General features: G+C 47.5%; 15 protein-coding genes and 2 tRNA genes. 7 read left to right on the forward strand and 10 right to left on the reverse strand.

The window, feature by feature from the left end; translation table 11 throughout:
- Positions 1–122 precede the first annotated feature (122 nt).
- From RDV52_RS00510 to RDV52_RS00520, 3 genes are all read left to right on the forward strand, one after another.
- Positions 123–209: transfer RNA gene (locus tag RDV52_RS00510), tRNA-Ser, on the forward strand.
- A gap of 31 nt (positions 210–240) precedes the next feature.
- A tRNA-Glu gene (locus RDV52_RS00515) sits at positions 241–312 on the forward strand.
- On the forward strand, positions 281–517 hold the full coding sequence (locus RDV52_RS00520) for a hypothetical protein (protein WP_081470706.1): 237 nt from the start codon (positions 281–283) through the stop codon (positions 515–517). Before RDV52_RS00515 ends, RDV52_RS00520 begins: the two co-directional genes overlap by 32 nt.
- An 81-nt stretch (positions 518–598) precedes the next feature.
- Here the strand turns inward: RDV52_RS00520 and nqrF are convergent, their stop codons facing one another.
- The 6 genes from nqrF to RDV52_RS00550 are packed head-to-tail and all read right to left on the reverse strand — an operon-like array spanning position 599 to position 6,449.
- Positions 599–1,867, reverse strand: a complete 1,269-nt coding sequence (nqrF, locus tag RDV52_RS00525; protein WP_004361822.1) for an NADH:ubiquinone reductase (Na(+)-transporting) subunit F — start codon at positions 1,865–1,867, stop codon at positions 599–601.
- A gap of 8 nt (positions 1,868–1,875) precedes the next feature.
- Complete coding sequence (nqrE, locus tag RDV52_RS00530) at positions 1,876–2,502, reverse strand: NADH:ubiquinone reductase (Na(+)-transporting) subunit E (protein ID WP_004361823.1); 627 nt, start codon at positions 2,500–2,502, stop codon at positions 1,876–1,878.
- Between the two features lie 2 nt (positions 2,503–2,504).
- Positions 2,505–3,134 (reverse strand): NADH:ubiquinone reductase (Na(+)-transporting) subunit D, encoded by a 630-nt coding sequence (locus RDV52_RS00535; RefSeq protein WP_004367460.1) that lies wholly within the window; start codon positions 3,132–3,134, stop codon positions 2,505–2,507.
- A 35-nt stretch (positions 3,135–3,169) separates the two neighbouring features.
- Positions 3,170–3,880: an NADH:ubiquinone reductase (Na(+)-transporting) subunit C gene (gene nqrC / locus RDV52_RS00540; RefSeq protein ID WP_004361825.1), complete on the reverse strand. Its 711-nt coding sequence runs from the start codon at positions 3,878–3,880 to the stop codon at positions 3,170–3,172.
- A gap of 13 nt (positions 3,881–3,893) precedes the next feature.
- Positions 3,894–5,048: an NADH:ubiquinone reductase (Na(+)-transporting) subunit B gene (locus tag RDV52_RS00545; RefSeq protein WP_004367461.1), complete on the reverse strand. Its 1,155-nt coding sequence runs from the start codon at positions 5,046–5,048 to the stop codon at positions 3,894–3,896.
- A 48-nt stretch (positions 5,049–5,096) separates the two neighbouring features.
- Positions 5,097–6,449 (reverse strand): Na(+)-translocating NADH-quinone reductase subunit A, encoded by a 1,353-nt coding sequence (locus RDV52_RS00550; protein ID WP_004367462.1) that lies wholly within the window; start codon positions 6,447–6,449, stop codon positions 5,097–5,099.
- 91 nt (positions 6,450–6,540) lie between these two features.
- Between RDV52_RS00550 and RDV52_RS00555 the strand changes: the two genes are divergently transcribed.
- Positions 6,541–11,001: a translocation/assembly module TamB domain-containing protein gene (locus RDV52_RS00555; RefSeq protein ID WP_004367463.1), complete on the forward strand. Its 4,461-nt coding sequence runs from the start codon at positions 6,541–6,543 to the stop codon at positions 10,999–11,001.
- 236 nt (positions 11,002–11,237) lie between these two features.
- Here the strand turns inward: RDV52_RS00555 and RDV52_RS00560 are convergent, their stop codons facing one another.
- The 3 genes from RDV52_RS00560 to RDV52_RS00570 all read right to left on the reverse strand — a co-directional run bounded on the left by RDV52_RS00560 (position 11,238) and on the right by RDV52_RS00570 (position 14,078).
- Positions 11,238–11,945, reverse strand: coding sequence for a hypothetical protein (locus tag RDV52_RS00560; RefSeq protein ID WP_004367464.1), 708 nt, complete (start codon positions 11,943–11,945; stop codon positions 11,238–11,240).
- Positions 11,929–12,831: a hypothetical protein gene (locus RDV52_RS00565; protein ID WP_004361830.1), complete on the reverse strand. Its 903-nt coding sequence runs from the start codon at positions 12,829–12,831 to the stop codon at positions 11,929–11,931. Before RDV52_RS00565 ends, RDV52_RS00560 begins: the two co-directional genes overlap by 17 nt.
- 143 nt (positions 12,832–12,974) lie before the next feature.
- The gene (locus RDV52_RS00570; RefSeq protein WP_004367465.1) at positions 12,975–14,078 is read right to left on the reverse strand and encodes an Mrp/NBP35 family ATP-binding protein; all 1,104 of its coding nucleotides are present in this window, start codon (positions 14,076–14,078) and stop codon (positions 12,975–12,977) included.
- A gap of 48 nt (positions 14,079–14,126) precedes the next feature.
- Here RDV52_RS00570 and RDV52_RS00575 point away from each other — a divergent pair, with 48 nt between their 5' ends.
- Positions 14,127–14,642: a hypothetical protein gene (locus RDV52_RS00575; protein ID WP_223381219.1), complete on the forward strand. Its 516-nt coding sequence runs from the start codon at positions 14,127–14,129 to the stop codon at positions 14,640–14,642.
- Positions 14,643–14,670: 28 nt separating this feature from the next.
- On the opposite strand, the gene RDV52_RS00580 is transcribed toward RDV52_RS00575, so the two are convergent.
- Complete coding sequence (locus RDV52_RS00580; RefSeq protein ID WP_223381218.1) at positions 14,671–16,512, reverse strand: DUF2436 domain-containing protein; 1,842 nt, start codon at positions 16,510–16,512, stop codon at positions 14,671–14,673.
- A 538-nt stretch (positions 16,513–17,050) separates the two neighbouring features.
- Between RDV52_RS00580 and RDV52_RS00585 the strand changes: the two genes are divergently transcribed.
- Both RDV52_RS00585 and RDV52_RS00590 read left to right on the forward strand, forming a co-directional pair.
- On the forward strand, positions 17,051–17,401 hold the full coding sequence (locus tag RDV52_RS00585; RefSeq protein ID WP_004361835.1) for an NADH-quinone oxidoreductase subunit A: 351 nt from the start codon (positions 17,051–17,053) through the stop codon (positions 17,399–17,401).
- Entirely contained in the window at positions 17,392–18,264 is an 873-nt protein-coding gene (locus tag RDV52_RS00590; RefSeq protein WP_004367468.1) for an NADH-quinone oxidoreductase subunit B, read from the forward strand. The genes RDV52_RS00585 and RDV52_RS00590 overlap by 10 nt, the downstream gene beginning before the upstream one ends.
- Positions 18,265–18,281 lie beyond the last annotated feature (17 nt).

Below are 18,281 nucleotides of genomic sequence, written 5' to 3' on the forward strand. Positions count from 1 at the left end.
ACCCAGGTGGGCACCATTTCATGAAAAAACCTACCAGAAAATTTGTGCGGACAGAAAATAAATAGTACCTTTGCACCGCATTTGAAAGAATGTTTGGCAACTCGAAATATCGAGCCCTGACTGGAAGGATGGGTGAGTGGCTGAAACCACCAGTTTGCTAAACTGACGTGCGGGTTACCGTACCGGGGGTTCGAATCCCCCTCCTTCCGCACCTAATTTAAGGTTTGTTTGCTACAATGGGGTCGGTTCATCTAACGGTTAGGATACAAGATTCTCAATCTTGGCATACGAGTTCGATTCTCGTACCGACTACAAAGAAGTCTGTAAACAGATGTTTACAGACTTCTTTGTAGCCATTAAGTTTCTTAAAGTCTGCTTCTTAAGTCTTCATAAGTTCTCGGAGCACTTGCAGAATGCCTTCTTACAGGATACCTATCCTACTTGGTATAACGATAAAATGCCCTTACGTCCAGTACACTCCGATGGCAAATGCCCTGCTAAACAAACAACCCTATAACACAAAAAAACGCCTACACATCACGTGCAGGCGCAAATAAGAAACTAAATTTACTGAAATGTACGTCTTGACAACGTTTATTTATCCGAAATCGTCGAAGCGAATGGCATCTTTCTCCACGCCAAGACTGTCCAAATAGTCGGTAACGGTCTTTATAAGCATGGGAGGTCCGCAGAGATAATACTCACAATCTTCAGGCGCTTCGTGGTTTTTCAAGTAAGTGTCGCATATACAGTTCACTGCAAAACCCTGATAATACTTCACTCCTTCGGCATCTGCCACAGGGTCGGGACGGTCGAGCGAGAGGTGCATATGGAAGTTTGGATATTCCTTTTCGAGCTTCCAGAAGTCGTCAAGGAAGAATGCTTCGCTTAGCGAACGGGCACCATAGAAGAAGTGCATCTCCCTGTCGCGAGTGTGCAACGTGCACAACATGTGCATAATCTGGCTACGCAACGGAGCCATACCGGCACCACCACCAATCCAAATCATCTCCTTTCCCGATGTAAAGTTGGGGGCAAACTCTCCGTAAGGACCGCTCATCATTACCTTATCGCCCGGTTTTAAGCTGAAAATGTATGATGACCCGATACCCGAAGGTACATTCTGGAAACCTACTTGTGGGCGAGGCAGGAACGGAGGAGTGGCAATACGCACGGTAAGCGTAATGATGTCGCCCTCTGCAGGATAGTTTGCCATGGAGTAGGCACGCACCGTGTCTTCAGGATTGCTGGCTTTCAGCGAGAACAAATTGAACTTTTCCCATGTTGGGAGGTATTCTTTGCCAATGAGTTCCTTATCGAAATCCTTATCGTAGTCTATGCAATCGTACTTCGGAATACGTATCTGTGCATACGAACCCGGCACAAAGTCCATGTGTTCGCCCGGGGGTAGCGCCACCTTAAACTCTTTGATGAACGATGAAACATTCGAGTTGGAGATAACAGTGCACTCCCATTCCTTAACGCCCAGTACAGCTTCAGGCACTTTTATGGAAAGATCGCCTTTCACTTTTGCCTGACAACCAAGACGCCAATGGTTCTTTATCTCTTTACGAGTGAAGTGCGGACGTTCCGAATCGAGTATTTCGCCACCACCTTCGAGTACCTGGCACTTGCACTGACCGCAGCTTCCCTTACCTCCGCACGCCGAAGGCAGATGCACGTCGTTCTCGTTCAGTGTTGCCAAAATGGTGCCGCCTTGTTCCACTTCCAATTCTTTCTCGCCGTTAATAGTTATCTTAACCTTTCCGCTCGGGCTTAGATACTTCTTCGCAACAAGTAGAAGAACAACCAAGAAAAGTATTGTAACCAAGAAAACAGCAATGCTGTATAATATAAACTCTGCCATTTTGTATTCTATATTTTAAGTCCAGAGAAGCACATCATAGCCAAAGCCATGAGCCCCACGGTGATAAACGTAATGCCAAGCCCTTGCAAAGGCTTTGGAACATCGGAATATTCCATCTTCTCTCGTATGGCTCCCATCAGCACGATGGCAAGGCACCAGCCTATACCGGAACCGAGTCCATAGACGAGGGCGTCCCAGACGGAACCTATATACTGCGAACTTGAAGGGTCGAGACCTATGCGTTGCTGCATAAAAAGGCTTGCGCCCATTATCGCACAGTTCACTGCGATGAGCGGAAGGAATATTCCCAACGCGCCATATAGCGATGGCGAGTAGCGTTCTACAGCCATTTCGACTATCTGCACGATGCCCGCAATAACGGCAATGAAAAGAATAAAGCTAAGATAAGAGAGGTCCACACCTTCTATTAAGCAGTCGGGTCCGAGCACTTTCGTTTGCAGAAGATAGTTAACAGGCACGGTAACGACCAGCACAAAGGTAACGGCGGCACCGAGCCCGAACGATGTCTTGACGTTTTTAGATACGGCTAAGAACGAACACATTCCAAGGAAGAATGCGAAAATCATATTGTCCACGAAGATGGACCTGAAGAATAAGCTTACTAAATGTTCCATAATTATTTCCCTTCTTCTTTATAGAAAAATGCTCGATGAGCCCATATTACACAACCAAGAAGTATCAACGCCATGGCAGGCATAGCCATCATGCCGTTGTCTACATAGCCCATATCGTACAAACTCTGCGGAATAACTTTGAAACCGAGCAGACTTCCACGTCCGAAAAACTCGCGGACAGCTCCTACCAACACAAGAATGAGCGCATAACCTAATCCGTTTCCTATTCCATCGAGGAAGCTCGGCCATGGTCTGTTCGTCATTGCGAACGCCTCTAAACGTCCCATCAGGATACAGTTGGTAATGATAAGCCCCACGTAAACCGACAGCTGGACACTGACATCGTAGGCAAACGCCTTCAATATCTGACTGACAATGGTAACCAATGCCGCCACGACAACAAGCTGGACGATAATGCGAATGCGGTTAGGAATGGTTTTTCTGATAATCGAAATAATCACGTTCGAGAAGCCAGTAATAATGGTTACCGCCAGTCCCATGACTATTGAAGGCTTCAATTGAGAGGTTACAGCCAATGCCGAACATATACCTAACACTTGAACAAGTATTGGATTGTCGAGGTTTAGTGGGTTTATGAAAACCTCTCTATTTTGTTTTGAGAACAAACTCATAATCTTTTTGTTTTATATTAATTTATTTCTCAATGTTACTTTGCAGTCAGAAAATTAAGGTATGGGGCAAGTCCACCCTTCTCGTTGTGGAACATTTCCGACACGCCATTGCTTGTCAGAGTAGCTCCCGTAACGGCATCTACCTGGCAGTTCGGCTGTTCCACCTTCTTTGTTACACTGAAAATAATATGCTGTTTCTGTGCATCTAAGATGTTTTTCCCCTTGAATTTATCTTGCCAAGCCTTGTTATCCTTTATCTCTGCACCCAGTCCTGCAGTCTCGCTCTCATGGTTAAAGTACACACCAAAGATGGTTGTCTTGTCCCCATTCAGGGCTATGAAACCATTAATGGGTCCCCAAAGTCCGTTTCCATAGACCGGAACAACATACTTATCCTGTCCATCTACCTTGCAGCGGAACAGTGCCAACCTGCCTTCCTTGGCATCTTTACTGTCCAATTTAAAGCCGGCTTTCACTCCACCTCGCTCTCCTTGCTGCACAACCTTGCCAGTTTCATTGATGATATCATCGGAAAGAATAATCTTGTGCCACAGTTTCTGCGCCGTTCCGTTGGTCATATCGCGGTCCTGATTGAGTGCAAAAAGAATCTGCTTCTGGTGGTCTAACCGCACGTTGGCGTCTTGCAAAGCTTTCAATGCCTGGGAAACAAACGCCAGCAAGAATGCCACAACAAGCACAAGAACCACAGAATAGATGATTGTATACGAATTGCTATTAGTCTTCATCGGTCTTCTCTCCTTACATTTTAGCACGTTTAGCACGCTTGTTTATATTAGATTGAACCACACAATAGTCTATTAGAGGAGCGCACATATTGCCAAAGAGTATGGCAAGCATCATTCCTTCTGGATAACCACGGTTCAATACACGAATAATAACTGCCATAGCACCTATTAAGAAGCCATAAATCCATTTGCCTTGCTCTGTTCTTGCAGAGGTAACAGGGTCGGTTGCCATGAAGACAGCACCGAAACAGAAGCCTCCCAACACGACATGTTCGTACCATTGGAGTGGACTTGCACCTGCAGAATGGAAGATTAAAGCCATGACAATGCCGCCTGCGAAGACGCTGAGCATGGTTTTCCAGCTTGCAATGTTCGTCCAAATCAAGATGATTGCACCGATTGCGATTGCGATAACCGACGTTTCGCCCACCGAACCCGGCATTAATCCGACCACCATATCGCTCAACGACGTGTTCATGGCAGTTCCTTGAGCAATCTCTCCTAACGGTGTTGCCATGGTAAAGCCGTCTGGCAGCGTATAACCAAGACCACAAATCTGGTCGGTAGCAGCCCAAACCTTATCTCCCGTCATGCTTCCGGGATAAGAAAAGAACAGGAATGCACGTGCAGCAAGCGCCACATTAAAGGTATTCATGCCCGTTCCGCCAAATATTTCCTTTGTGAATATCACGGCAAAAGCCACTGCCAAAGCCAGCATCCAAAGCGGTAACGTGATGGGAATGATAAGCGGAATAAGGATACCACTTACCAAATAACCCTCCTGAATTTCCTCTCCTTTCCACTGTGCCCAGGCAAATTCGATGCCCAGCCCCACGATGTAAGATACTAAAATCTTGGGTAGCAGCATTAAAGCACCATACAGAAACATATCCATGCAGGTTGTTTCTGCCAGCTTCCCTGCAGCTGATGCATTCTGATAGCCTATATTATACATGCCAAACAGCATTGCCGGAATCAGCGAAATTACCACAATGCTCATTATCCGCTTCGAATCGATGGCGTCATGAATAGACGTTCCACTCTTCGAAGTTTCGTTTGGGACATACAAGAAGGTGTCCAAGCCATCATAGATACTCTTGAAAGCGTGCAGCTTTCCGCCTTTCTCGAATTGCGGGCGCACCTTGTCAAGCCAATTTCTTAAGCTCATATTGTATCTCTTAAAGTTTTTAAATCTCTATTATAATATAAGGTGTACTTACGCATTCTCCTTCCGTAGCGTGTTCAGACCATTGCGTACAATCTGCTGTAATGGTTGCTTCGAACTGTCAACGAATTCCGCCAAGGCGAAGTCTTCGGGGCTTACTTCGTATATTCCCAGTTCTTCCTGCTTGTCGATGTTGCCCGTTATAATCGCCTTGATAAGGTATTCGCCATATATATCCATCGGCAACACGGAATCATACTCGCCACTCATGATGATATTACGCCTTCCGCCTTTGATGCGCGCATCGAGATTGTATTCCTTTTTCTTGCCAAAGAGCCAGCTGAAATAGCTTCGCGAGGTTGAGAACTGGTCGAGACGGGGCATTATCCAGCCTGCAAACTCGTTCACATTGTCGCCTTCCGGCATTGCCACAACCTCCGATGTGTGTGCACCCAGGAAGGTATTGTCGTCTGCTATGGTGCCTGTCAGTGGGTTTCCGTTCAGAATACGCACGTGGTCTGTGTCGGTTAGTCGTCCTGCAACAATGTCCCTAATGGGCGTTCCCACCAAGACTTTCACATACGAAGGGTCTTTCACCTTGCTGCCTGCTACGGCAACAACCCGTGTCAGGTCTACCTTTCCGGTCAGGAAGAGCTTTCCGAAGAAGATAACGGCAGTTGGGTCTACCGTCCAAACCACCTCTCCTTTGTTCACAGGAGACAGGTGATTGACTTGCACCCCTACGTTTCCAGCCGGACAAGGTCCGTCGAATACGGTAAGTTCAACGTTCTCTGCATTCGTCAGAGCCTCGCTTTCCTGCTGTGCACCAATAGATAAATAAACCTTTGCAAGCTTGGACAGTGCGGTTAATCCGGTCTGAAAGGCTTTCTCTTGCCCTTTCAGTTCATATTCAAAGTTGCCTTCCAGCGGCTTGTCTCTTAGTGCAGAGACGAATATTGCCTTTGGTTTCGTGTCGGGAGTGGTAGACACTGCGTAGGGCAACTGGTTGATATAGCCAAACAGCCCGGCTTCCAAAAGTGCCTTCTTCACGCCTTCTCCATCGATTGTCTGCACGTCTTTCGCACCGAAATCGGCAAATATCTGTTCGCCGTCAGGCTCTATACTTACATACAAGACCTTTCTGCGATCTCCTCGCTCTATCGATTTTACAACACCACTGACAGGAGAGGCAAAGCCAACTTCCTCCGAATTTTTGTTCACGAACAGCGTATCTCCCACCTTGACATGGTCGCCTGGCTTCACTTTAAGCCTCGGAATGATTCCTACAAAATCGTCCGGGACAAGCCCATACAGCTTCGATGGTTCTTGTGGCATGGTCTTTTCCTTGGCACGTCCTTTTAGTCTTAGGTCCAAACCCTTACGCAATCTTATCTGTTTTGTCATAAACTTGAATAATGAAAACGTCTCTAATTGAGTGTGCAAATATACTTATTTTTAATCAGTTTAGAAAACTTTTCGCTTCATTAATTTCACCATGCAACAGAAAAATAGTAGTTTTGCACTTGCTTTGAAGATATTGAAGACGCTTATTCGCTGGGGTGTATGGACGGCAATCGGACTATACTTGCTTATAATTATACTGTTACACCTTCCTTCCGTGCAACGTTTCGTGGGTGCGCAGGTGGCTGATGCGCTTGCCAAAAAGTTGGGAACAAAGGTCAGGATAGAGCGTGTAGACTTAGGTTTCCTTAACCATTTCATAGTAGACGGATTGGTTATAGACGACCAGAACGGCAGGCAAATGGCAAAAGCTTCGCGTGTTGCGGCTCAAGTAGACTTGCTTTCGCTTGTCAATGGGGACAAGGTGCGCATTTCGTCGGCACAGATTTTCGGACTGAATGCACAGCTCTATCGTGCCACGCCAGACGCCAAGGCTAACTTCCAGTTCGTTATCGACTCGCTGAAATCGCGCGACACAACCCACCAGACGCCTTTGGATCTTCGCATTCAGAGCCTCATCATAAGGCACGGAAATGTGCGCTACGACCTTCTTTCGGCTCCTGCTACTCCCAACAGACTTAATTTCAACCACCTCAACGTAAGCAACATATCGGCTCATATCAACTTGAATACGCTTACGGACAACCGTACTGACATCAACGTTCGCAACCTTTCATTTGCCGAAGCCTCGGGATTAGATGTGCGCAACCTGCGCTTACACCTGAAAGCCAACAAGCAACTGGCAGAAATATCCAACCTTCTTGTCCAGCTGCCTCAATCCAAAATCAATGTCCCTGCCTACAAAGTGCGTTTCAATGATAAGTCCAAAAACTTCAATTTTGCCACGGCTCACCATCTGCTGCGCATCGAAAAATCGTATCTCACTCCCTCCGACATTGCTTGTTTGTTGCCTTCCTTGCAAACATTCAACCAAAAACTGTATCTCAACACGAATGTTTCGGGAACGGCTAACCAACTGAAAATTAAAATGCTTGCACTGCGTTATGGCAACAACGAGGCTGCCATGACTTGTAAGGGCGGGCTTGCCCGGCTCACCACACAGCCGGCTTGGAACTTCAACGCCATGTCTGTTCTGCTGAAAGGCAAACTCCTTCAGCACATTAACAATGCCTTTCAGCTAAAACTTCCTGCCGAGGTTTCGCGTTTGGGCGACGTCCGTTTCAGGGGGGAAGTACGGGGAGCGCAAAACTATCACCACGCCAAGGGTACGCTCATGCTTGCCCATGGCAATGCCGACATAGACTTCCTGCTGCGTGGAAAGACTATTAACGCCGAACTGCATACACCGCATTTCACGCTCGGAAATATTCTTACCTCTTCTCAACTCGGCACTATTGCAGCCGACATCAAGGTGGAAGCCTCTTCCAATTTGCGCCACATCAACGCCAAAGGCATTGTTCCCCGTCTCGATTATAACGGATATAGCTATCGGAACATTGCCGTAAATGGCAATTATACCAACGATACGTTCAGCGGAAAAGCGTCCATCAACGACCTCAACGGCAAGCTTGCCATTGATGGAACGGTGGGAAACATTCGCCACTTCATAGAGAAAAAAGGAACGTTAATGGTGAATGCACGCATCGATGCCGACCGTCTTAACTTGCATAACATGCACATTACCGATGCCCTGGGCGACCGGACGCTTTCGTTCCAGACCACCTTGGCAGGCAGCGGAGCATCGGTAAACGACCTGATAGGCAAACTTACGCTCGACAATTTTGTCATGCAAGAAAGCAACAGCCATCGTTTCAAGTTGGACCATTTGGAACTTAAAGCTGCCAACAGGCTCATGGGCAGGTCGGTGGACCTTCTGTCTGACTTTGGAACGCTGTCGGTTTCCGGTCGTTTCAACTATACTTCCATGGTGCAAAGCGTGCGAAATGTGGTGGGCATCTACCTTCCTGCGCTCACGGGCACGCCTCAACAATGGGGCAAAACCACGGGTAACAATGTGTTCCACATAGAAGCCGACATAACGAACACGCAACTTTTGCACGAACTGACAGGACTCCAGGTGGGGCTTTCGCCCTCTCTTCGGGTGTTTGGCGACGTCAACGAGGCGCACAAAACGGTGGCTCTCAACGTTTCCGCACCACGTGCCGACTATTCGGGATACCACTTCGAAAACCTTTCCTTGGCACTTTCTACGCACAACAATGCACTGAACATCGGTCTGAAAGGCGAATGGATAGATGGCGCCGGACGCCGTTTAGCATTGCAGACCATAGCCACCGCAAAGCACAACGAACTGAACACGCTTTCGTCGTTCAATGCTTTTGCACAGAAAACACTTAGAGGACAGATTGATTGTTCTGCCCAATTCGAACGCCAAAATGGTAAATTAGCTACGCATCTGCACTTTGCACCGTCCAAAATACGCATCGACACGATAGACTTGCAGGTACAACCGTCGGAACTTACCTATGTCCAGAACAATTTAAACATAAAGCACTTCGAACTATCCAACAAGGAACAACACATCATCATAAACGGACTGACATCGGGAAACCCAGCCGATTCGCTCACCGTACAGCTCAAAGACATTGACGTTCCGTACATTTTGGACATCGTAAACTTCCATAGCGTGGCGTTCAATGGGCTTGCTTCGGGCAGGGTTGTGCTGAAATCGGTTTTCAACCACCCACGCGCAAGTGCCAATCTGATTGTCAAACAGTTCCAATTCGAGCGGGGCGACATGGGCACACTCTATGCACAGGCGGACTATTCGAACGCTGAAGGGCGCATAAACATAAGCGCCGAAGCCATAGACGAGGGGGCATCGACCAACATTGAAGGCTATATCAACTTGCGACATGGCTATATCAACCTTCCCATCTATGCACACGACACGCGCCTGACCTTCATGAAGAAGTTCTGCGGCAGCTTCATGGACGACATAAAGCTGCGTGGAAACGGCTGGGTGAAGGTGGTTGGTTCACTCTCCGGCGTCAATCTCGAAGGCGACATGCTGGCTTCCGGCTCGGTACGCATAAAGCCTTTGGGCACCACCTACACCGTGCAAGACGGCAGGGTAACGCTTGTTCCAAACGAAATCAGCCTCAACCACATAGTCATCACCGACCCCGAGGGACACAAAGGTGTGATTACGGGCGGACTGCACCATCGGGCTTTGCGACGCCTGACGTTCGACATTGACGTACAAACCAAGAATTTACTTACCTACAACTTTGCCCGCAGGGCATCGTCGGGCACTTTCTGGGGGCGCATATACGGTACGGGCAAGTGCGAAATAATCGGTCGCAACAACGAAATCACGATGAATGTCGATGTAACGCCGAACCGAAACTCGTTCATAACCTACAATGCGGCAAAGAACGCAATAGACGAAAACTCCTTCATACGTTGGCGCGACATGACGCCAGACTCGTTACAGCCTACTCTGAAACAAGATACTGCGTGGCTGAAACGACCTGCCAAAGATGAATATAACACAAACTTAGCCAGCGACTTGCACATCAACTTCCATCTGAACACCACTCCCGACTTTACAATGAAGGTGCTTATGGACGAGAACACAGGCGATAATATCACCCTGAATGGCTCGGGCGTGCTTCGCGCCACCTATTATAATAAAGGTGCTTTCCAGCTCTTCGGCAACTACAATGTGGAGCGTGGAGCCTACAATCTTACCATTCAGAACGTCATAAAACGACAATTCACATTCAGCGAAGGCTCGCTCATAGCCTTCGGCGGCGACCCCTACGCTGCAACATTAAAGCTGAAAGGGCACTACACACTGAATTCCGTACCACTCTCCGACCTGCAAATGGGCAGCTCGTTCCGCACCAGCAACACCAAGGTAGACTGCCTGTTGGACATCAACGGTACGCCCGAAGCACCCTCGATAACCTTCGGGCTGAACCTGCCGGAGCTTTCTTCCGACGCAAGACAGATGGTGCTGTCGGTATTGAACTCCGAGCAAGACCTCAACCAGCAGGTGTTGTATCTGTTGGCAGTGGGTCGTTTCTACCCTCAAACAGCCAACAATGCCGGACAGCGCGACCCTAACCAGTCGGGGCAAGCCTCGCTCGTAATGCAGAGTATCTTGTCGGGAACGCTCTCGCAACAAATAAACACCGTGCTGTCCAACGTCATAAAGGACAACCATTGGAACTTTGGCGCAAACATAGCCACCGGAAACGATGGCTTCAGCAATGCCGAATACGAAGGCATACTGTCGGGCAGCCTGCTCAACAACCGCCTGCTTATCAACGGCGAGTTTGGCTATCGCGACAACGTTGCCACCAACACATCGGCTTTCATCGGAGACTTCGACATAAAATACCTGCTCCTGCCCAACGGAAACATAGCCCTGAACTTCTACAACAGAGCCAACGACCGCTACTTTACACGCAACTCTCTGAACACACAGGGTATTGGCGTGATAATGAAAAAAGACTTCACCAACCTCCGCGAACTGTTCCACTGGAGAAAGAAAAAGAAGAAATAAAGCGGCAAAAACGGCAGTGTAGCAGTAAAAATATTGTTTTTATTTACTCCCATAAAGAGCATAGTATTTCTAGAAAATATAGTATTCCTATACTCCCTAAATACTTTGAATTTTCAAGCAATTTTCCACTGCATTCCAAAACCTACCCTTTTGCGTTTCAAAAGAGCCTGTTTTGCATCGTAAAACAGGCTCTTTTGAAATGCAGGACAACCTTGCTTGTCTTTCGGTATATATATTTATTCGAAATCGTCGGTGCGGTAGCACTTTAGCCTATAATACGAAAGGGTTAATGCCAACACGCCCATTGCGAGGAGAAAGACGATTACTTCCCACGAAGTATCTTCCATTCCACCATACCAGAACACGGCTCGTGGAATAAAGATTAAGCTTATAATAATAACAATAGCAAGTATTAGCAAACCCGCAAAGAACGAAAGGAAGGGGAAATAGACTGACACGGCAAAGAAAAACGACATGATAAAGAAAACGAAGGGCAACGTATAGCTTCCTGGGAATGGTTCCAAGCCTACTTCCCACGGTGCCGGCTGATGCGTCGGTGTAGCAACAAAAATATCGAGCAGATGGGTTACAAACAAGAAAAAGAAGAATGGCAAAAGCACAAAAATTATCCAACGCACCACCCATTCGCCCCAAACAGGCACGCGCAACACTGGTATTTCGTATTTACGACTCATACCAAACGAAGCTGCAATGCAGCAAACAAGTATAAATAGTGGGTAGATTACATATATAACCGAGCCGCCTCCGCCGTTTCCGGTGGGCGAACCAAAGCCACGAAATGCAGCGGTTACCATCTCTAACAATACCATTGGTATAATAATAGCTATTGCTGTGTTGCGTCTTTTCTTCTTTGTTGCAGCCCATAAGGCTCTTGCGTAAGCTACTATATTTACATGTGCACGTCTATTACAATTTCTTTCCATAAGGCTTTGCTATTTTTATCATTGGTTCGGTGTCGTATCCGAATGTTATATCTCCTCGTTTCTTTTCTGACACTTCTATTGTTTTATACGACTCGCGTGTGAAAAACGGCAGGTTTCCCTTACCTGTCAGCAGCAGCGTATCTACCTTGCACTGTTCGTCGTAGTAGTCTGTTTCGCCGTCAAGGTCTATGCGCATGTTCCTGATATGGGCTTTTCCAAGATCCATTTTGTAGGTAACCCACTGTGTCCAGAACTCGCCTAACTCCGTTTTGCCATAGAAACGAAGGAAGGTATTGTAGGCAGCTGTGAAGTAGAGCGACGGTAAATGTGCATCAATCAGATAGAAACAGAATCCCGGACTATCGGTTCTGATGGCACAGAAGTCTTTCATCACCGTCATGTAAACAAAGATAGTGTAGGTGTCTTCCTGCTCTACCATATCTATAAGTCGGTCGTTAGAGCTGTTTGTTTTCCAGCCCGTAAGCAATTGTTCATCGAAATTGGTGTAAGTATGAATCAGCCTATGCTTCCTGGTGTCAAGTACCTCTCCATCTTGAGTAGCCTTTCCGTAGAGTACATCGCCATTTTTTGTTATCTGCACCAAATCTTTTGGATATTTAATACAGCATTTGTTAGGGTCGTCAGTAAACGATATTGCCACAACAAACGAAACATCTGGCATATCGCGAAACCACAATTCTTTTGTACCAGTAATACGACTGATGGTGTAATTGTCTACATCAACGTTTACACGTTTGGCTTCCGTTTCTGCCATTTCGTAGTCAAAGGGAGGCGGTCCTTGCGGTGCATTATTGCCAATAACCACCATTCCAAGAATGAGTAGTACTATATAGGCAACTCCAAAAATGTTCGAGGTTGTTTTCATATTGTTTCTATTTATAAGTTATAGCAGTCTCAAGCGTTATAAGAAACCCATGTGGTGCACTGCATCAACGGTCTGGCATGCCATGAAAAGCAACAGGGACACAGTCAGTTTCTCGTCAGACTGCCCCCCTGTTTCTCTATTTCCTATTCGTTTTTCACACCCACTTTCTTCGTCGGAGCCTGCTCCTTGTTGCGCCGGTTCACCACCGTTACCACGGCTTGGGCAAGGTTTATGAATGCCTGCCCGGTGATGCTGTCGATGTTTACTGCCGAAGGTTCGCCCTTGTCTCCGTTCTCGCAGATGCTTTGCACGAGCGGAATCTGTGCCAAAAGTGGGCAGTTCATTTCCTTAGCCAATTGTTTTGCGCCCTCTTTGCCGAATATGTAGTATTTGTTGTTGGGCAATTCGGCTGGTGTAAAGTACGCCATGTTCTCCACCAAGCCCAGTATGGGCACGTTTACTTTGTCGTTCCGGTACATGTCTATCCCCTTACGGGCATCGGCAAGCGCCACTTTCTGCGGCGTGGAAACGATTACTGCACCCGTGATAGCCAAGGTTTGCAGCAGCGTAAGGTGTATGTCGCTCGTTCCGGGCGGCGTATCGAGAATGAAATAGTCCAACTCTCCCCAGTCGGCGTCGGCAATCAGCTGCTTCAAAGCATTGCAAGCCATGCTGCCGCGCCACAGTGTAGCGGTGTCGGGATTGACGAAAAAGCCGATGGAAAGCAGCTTTACGCCATACTTTTCTATGGGTTCTATGAGCTGTCTGCCGTCTTTTTCTATGGCGTAGGGGCGTTCTTGCTCCACTCCAAACATCTTTGGCATGCTGGGACCGAACACGTCCGTGTCCAACAAACCCACTTTATAGCCCAATCGTGCCAGAGCTATGGCAAGATTGGCAGACACCGTGCTCTTGCCTACCCCACCCTTTCCGGAGCTGACGGCGATGATGTTCTTCACCTGTGGCAGCAGTTTTCCTACCTCGGGGCGCGGTGTAGACTTGTATTCGGTCTTTATTTCAACCTCCACGTCCTTGCCCACGGAGTAGTGTATCTGCGCTTCGGCAGCCTTGACAGTAGACTTCAGGAAAGGGTCGGTGTCTCTGGGGAACACCAAAGTGAAGCTAACCTTGTTTCCATCAATGCGTATATCGTCGGCAAGCATGTCGCTTTCTATGATGTTTTTCTTTGTTCCGGGGTACATCACCTGCTCCAAGGCTTTGGTAATGAGTTTTGGATATAATTCCATATTCGTCTGTTTATGTTGTATAGTGCCTGCAAAGATACAGAAAAAAAGTTGAAGTTGCAAGCCACCACGAACAAGATTGCTGTTGTGGCAGGGTTAATCTTTCAGCCCGATGCCTTGTGCCTGCGTTGCGGAATGGCAGGAAAGCGCAAGCCATACAAAGGCAGGCACACTGTAACCGGGGGCTGTCCTCGTTGCCAAACAACGCCCTTGCGCAGCTTGTTGTGGGGCAGGACACTGCAAAAGAGCCTGTTTTACGGCTCAAAACAGGCTCTTTTGCAGTGTAAAACAATGGGTTTTGCAGCTCCAAGACGTGCGTTTCGTATCTTTCTGACAATGAGATGGTTGCACAATCTGGAAATTTACGGAATATGTTTACGGATTTTTCATGTCGCAGCCATCAGTCCGCTTGCCTGTTACTTTACATTCATTACATTGCTTCCTGCAATCTTTTATCTGTCTGTTGCCATCTTGGCTGCCATTCATTCTCGGCGTAGTTCGCTACGTTTTCGAGTGAATGACAGTCCAATCCGGCTAACAATGAAACAAAATACACCGAAGTTCTAATGTCGATTTGGGGCTAAAAGGCACGTCGCTATGGCTTTACAACCTTTCTTCCGTTAACGATATAGACACCTTTTGGCAGGTTCTTGAATTCGCCCGACAGGCGTACTCCGCTAACAGAGTATATGCTTTGTGGGACAGTAGGCTCGGCTGTAGCTGCAGAAATGCCCGTAGGGTCTTTCTTAATGGTTACCTTCGTCTTCACAGGGTCGCCATTCAGCACGATGCCATGCTTGGCTGGGTCGAACGTTGCGCCCTCTGGTTGAACTACATTACACCCTATGAGCGTGAGCGAAGCGAAGTCGCTGACAGAGCCATACTGCGTTCCTATAGCCGTAACGTCGGCGTTCTTGATGGTAAGATGTTCCTTCTCGCCTCCGTCACCTGCTATTCCGTACACCGTGCTCTCGGCATTCACGGTGCAATTGTCAATCGTGAGGTCGGTCTGATTGGCATAGATGGCACAGTCTTTCAGACTTTTCGCATTGAGCGTCCCACCGCCTGTAATGGTGAGCGGAGCTGTAAAGCTGAGTACAACATACTCCGTTGTAAGATTGTTGTTGCCAACCAGCTTTATGGTAAGCCCGTCGGAGTGCGACACCACCGCATTGATAGTACCGGCGACAGATACATCTTGGAAAGTAAGAACGTTGGTTGCAGGGTCGTAAAGAATGATTCCGCTGACGTTGTCGAGCTTGGAAAGTGTTTTATAATTGGCAGAAGTAACGCGTGTGCCAGCCACTTCGATGTCGTAGTAGGTAAGTTCCTGCGCCTTGATAACCACCTCGTCCTTTACCAATTGTCCGTTCAATGCTACGCCAGCAAGACTTGCGTCGAAGCAAGCACCCTTAGGCTGCACAATGGAACAGCCGTTGAGCGAGAGCGTCTGTATGCCGCACATACTGGCGTAGGTGTTTCCTTTTGCCCTGACCGAAGCGTTGTTGATGGTGATTTCGGCTCCTGCGAGTTCGTTTCCGACAGAGCCTTTGCTTTCAATTCCGCAGTTATCGATGGTCAGCGAGGTGTTGGGCGCAACGTAGAGCCCGAAGTTCTTGCCCGTGAGTTCCATCTTTCCACCGCCCGTAATGGTACAATTCCCCTTTTCAATGTTAAGCGCATGTCCGTCGGTAGAGGCGAGTGTGTTTGTTCCTTCCATGCGAATGGTGAGGTCGTTCATCGATGTTTTAATGGCTTCGTCGGTTCCGTACACGTTGATGGTGGCGTCGTAGAGACTTAAAACCTTCGTTGAGGGGTCGTAAAGCACTATGCCCTTGGTGTGTGGAAGGTCGTTGCAGTTGTCGGAAGTAACCTGCGTGCCAGCCACCCACAGCTGGTAGGTTTCTATTTTTCCATCTTCCGTAATCAGGAGCTTTGCCCCATCGTTGTTCACATCGTGCACTATGTGCATCGTAAAGCGGTAGGTCTTGCCCGCTTCAAACTTGTAATCGTTGCCCCGTGTGGGTCCGTCGGCATCGCCGGCAATCCATATCTTGGTGCCAGCCTGTGGGGCTGCAATACAGAAATCGTATATTCCGGCAGGTATTTCTATGCTTTCCTCGCCATCTACCACCATGTGCTTCGGTGTGGTAGAGGGGTCGGCACCGACAGGAATGGTATATTCGAAACCGTTGTATAGGTCGGCTGGCGGATTGTTGTTGTCCCAAATCGGTCCTTCTACGGGTATTTTGTCGCCGTAAAGGTTGTGGTCGGCATCGAGCAACAGCTGGTATCCGCTGCCGTCTCCCCACACATCGTGTGCTTCAAGAATAATTTTTGCCGTACCTTGCGCCCAAGAATGGACAGGCATTGCAAGCATAGTAATGAACAAGACGGCTATTGCCGCAAACATTTTTCTACGTAGTTTTAGTTCCATAATCGTAAAATCTCCCTGTTTTACTCTCTTTTCAGAGCAACGCCGTATCGGAGATGAGGGCGTAGTGTTAGGTTGATGGGAATATATTTCTTGCTGAATGAATATTTTTTCTGCACGTTTCGTGAAGTGCACTTCATTAAAAATGTAACTATGTAATGGCACAAAGATAGTGCTTTTACAATTAAATAACAAATATTCAGTAAGTTTTTTCGTGGCATTTTTGCAACAATTACAAGGTTGCGACACACTTTCTGTAGATGCAATCTTCCATTTTTGGAGACACATTGGCAGGAATTGCCATAAAAGACTTGTCTTTTTGCCATTACGCCGTGTGCATTTCGCTTGCAAAACCAAGTTTGTGTAGACCGCAATAAAACATCTTTAAAACTATCGTTTGCAAAGTAGGCTTTACAAAAGAGACTCTTTTTTTTAATCTTTTCTTGCAACATTAATAATTATTTTCGTATCTTTGCAATCGCTTTAAGATATCTTATACATTAACAATTAGATGTAATAATATTATAGCTATATAGAATTTATGTATTTTACACTTTTAATCACCGTCTTCATAACGGCAGCCTTCTTGGTCGTTGCAGCCTATGTTACTGCAAAGCTATTGGGTCCCCGTTCTTACAATCCGACGAAAGGTGAACCTTACGAGTGTGGTATTCCTACCTACGGCACGTCTTGGTTGCCGATGCACGTGGGCTACTACCTGTTCGCTATCCTTTTTTTGATGTTCGATGTTGAGACTGTTTTCCTCTACCCATGGGCGGTAGTGGTGAAAACTTACGGCGTTCTGGCATTGGCAACGATAGGATTTTTTATGTTGGTGTTGGTTTTTGGCTTGGCTTACGCTTGGCGGAAAGGAGCGCTTGAATGGAAATAAGGAAACCGAAAATTAAGGCTATGCCTTACGAAGAGTGGAAAGACAACGACACTCTGGAGAAGATGGCAGACGACCTGAACGACGGAGGTACAAACCTTGTGCTGGGAAATCTCGACCAACTTATAAACTGGGGGCGCAGCAACTCGCTGTGGTCGCTTACGTTTGCTACCTCTTGCTGTGGCATTGAGTTCATGGCTGTAGGCTGTGCACGGTACGATTTCTCACGGTTTGGGTTCGAAGTAACACGTAACTCGCCACGTCAGGCAGACTTAATTATGTGCGCCGGCACCATAACGAACAAGATGGCACCTGCCCTGAAACGTCTGTACGACCAGATGGCAGAGCCAAAATACGTAATAGCAGTGGGCGGATGCGCCATTTCGGGCGGTCCTTTCAAGGACAGCTACCACGTGATGCGCGGCATCGACGAGATTATTCCGGTGGACGTTTACATTCCCGGCTGTCCCCCACGCCCCGAAGCCATCATCTACGGAATGATGCAATTGCAACGAAAAGTGAAGATTGAGAAGTTCTTTGGCGGTGCCAACCACAAGCAGACAGCTGCAGAAAGCAAGCTCGGAGTAAGTAACGAAGAGCTTATCTTTGAAGAAAAACTTGGCATTTCAGCCGAGGAAATCAAGGAAAAGCGCGAAACTGCATGGGAAGAGAAACACAAACCGGCTCCGAAAACTGCACGCCCAGCCGCTGCAAAGCCGGCTGCCGCAGCACCAAAGAAGGAAACCATCGTTGTAGACAAGCCTGTAACGAAAGAAGATGTGGAGAAGTTAGGCAAGGAATTGGACAAGCTCGACAAAGCAACACCTGAACAACAGCCTACCGAAAACAATACAGCAGCTAACTAATAAATAAGGTACGGAAA

Origin of the sequence: Prevotella nigrescens, from assembly GCF_031191185.1 — a bacterium.
GTDB lineage: Bacteria > Bacteroidota > Bacteroidia > Bacteroidales > Bacteroidaceae > Prevotella > Prevotella nigrescens.

Excerpts from the sequence above, each read along its gene's own strand:
- nqrF (WP_004361822.1), bottom strand. The coding sequence starts at position 1,867 with ATGGCAGAGTTTATATTATACAGCATTGCTGTTTTCTTGGTTACAATA.
- nqrE (WP_004361823.1), bottom strand. The coding sequence starts at position 2,502 with ATGGAACATTTAGTAAGCTTATTCTTCAGGTCCATCTTCGTGGACAAT.
- RDV52_RS00535 (WP_004367460.1), bottom strand. The coding sequence starts at position 3,134 with ATGAGTTTGTTCTCAAAACAAAATAGAGAGGTTTTCATAAACCCACTA.
- nqrC (WP_004361825.1), bottom strand. The coding sequence starts at position 3,880 with ATGAAGACTAATAGCAATTCGTATACAATCATCTATTCTGTGGTTCTT.
- RDV52_RS00545 (WP_004367461.1), bottom strand. The coding sequence starts at position 5,048 with ATGAGCTTAAGAAATTGGCTTGACAAGGTGCGCCCGCAATTCGAGAAA.
- RDV52_RS00550 (WP_004367462.1), bottom strand. The coding sequence starts at position 6,449 with ATGACAAAACAGATAAGATTGCGTAAGGGTTTGGACCTAAGACTAAAA.
- RDV52_RS00555 (WP_004367463.1), top strand. The coding sequence starts at position 6,541 with ATGCAACAGAAAAATAGTAGTTTTGCACTTGCTTTGAAGATATTGAAG.
- RDV52_RS00560 (WP_004367464.1), bottom strand. The coding sequence starts at position 11,945 with ATGGAAAGAAATTGTAATAGACGTGCACATGTAAATATAGTAGCTTAC.
- RDV52_RS00565 (WP_004361830.1), bottom strand. The coding sequence starts at position 12,831 with ATGAAAACAACCTCGAACATTTTTGGAGTTGCCTATATAGTACTACTC.
- RDV52_RS00570 (WP_004367465.1), bottom strand. The coding sequence starts at position 14,078 with ATGGAATTATATCCAAAACTCATTACCAAAGCCTTGGAGCAGGTGATG.
- RDV52_RS00580 (WP_223381218.1), bottom strand. The coding sequence starts at position 16,512 with ATGGAACTAAAACTACGTAGAAAAATGTTTGCGGCAATAGCCGTCTTG.
- RDV52_RS00585 (WP_004361835.1), top strand. The coding sequence starts at position 17,051 with ATGTATTTTACACTTTTAATCACCGTCTTCATAACGGCAGCCTTCTTG.
- RDV52_RS00590 (WP_004367468.1), top strand. The coding sequence starts at position 17,392 with ATGGAAATAAGGAAACCGAAAATTAAGGCTATGCCTTACGAAGAGTGG.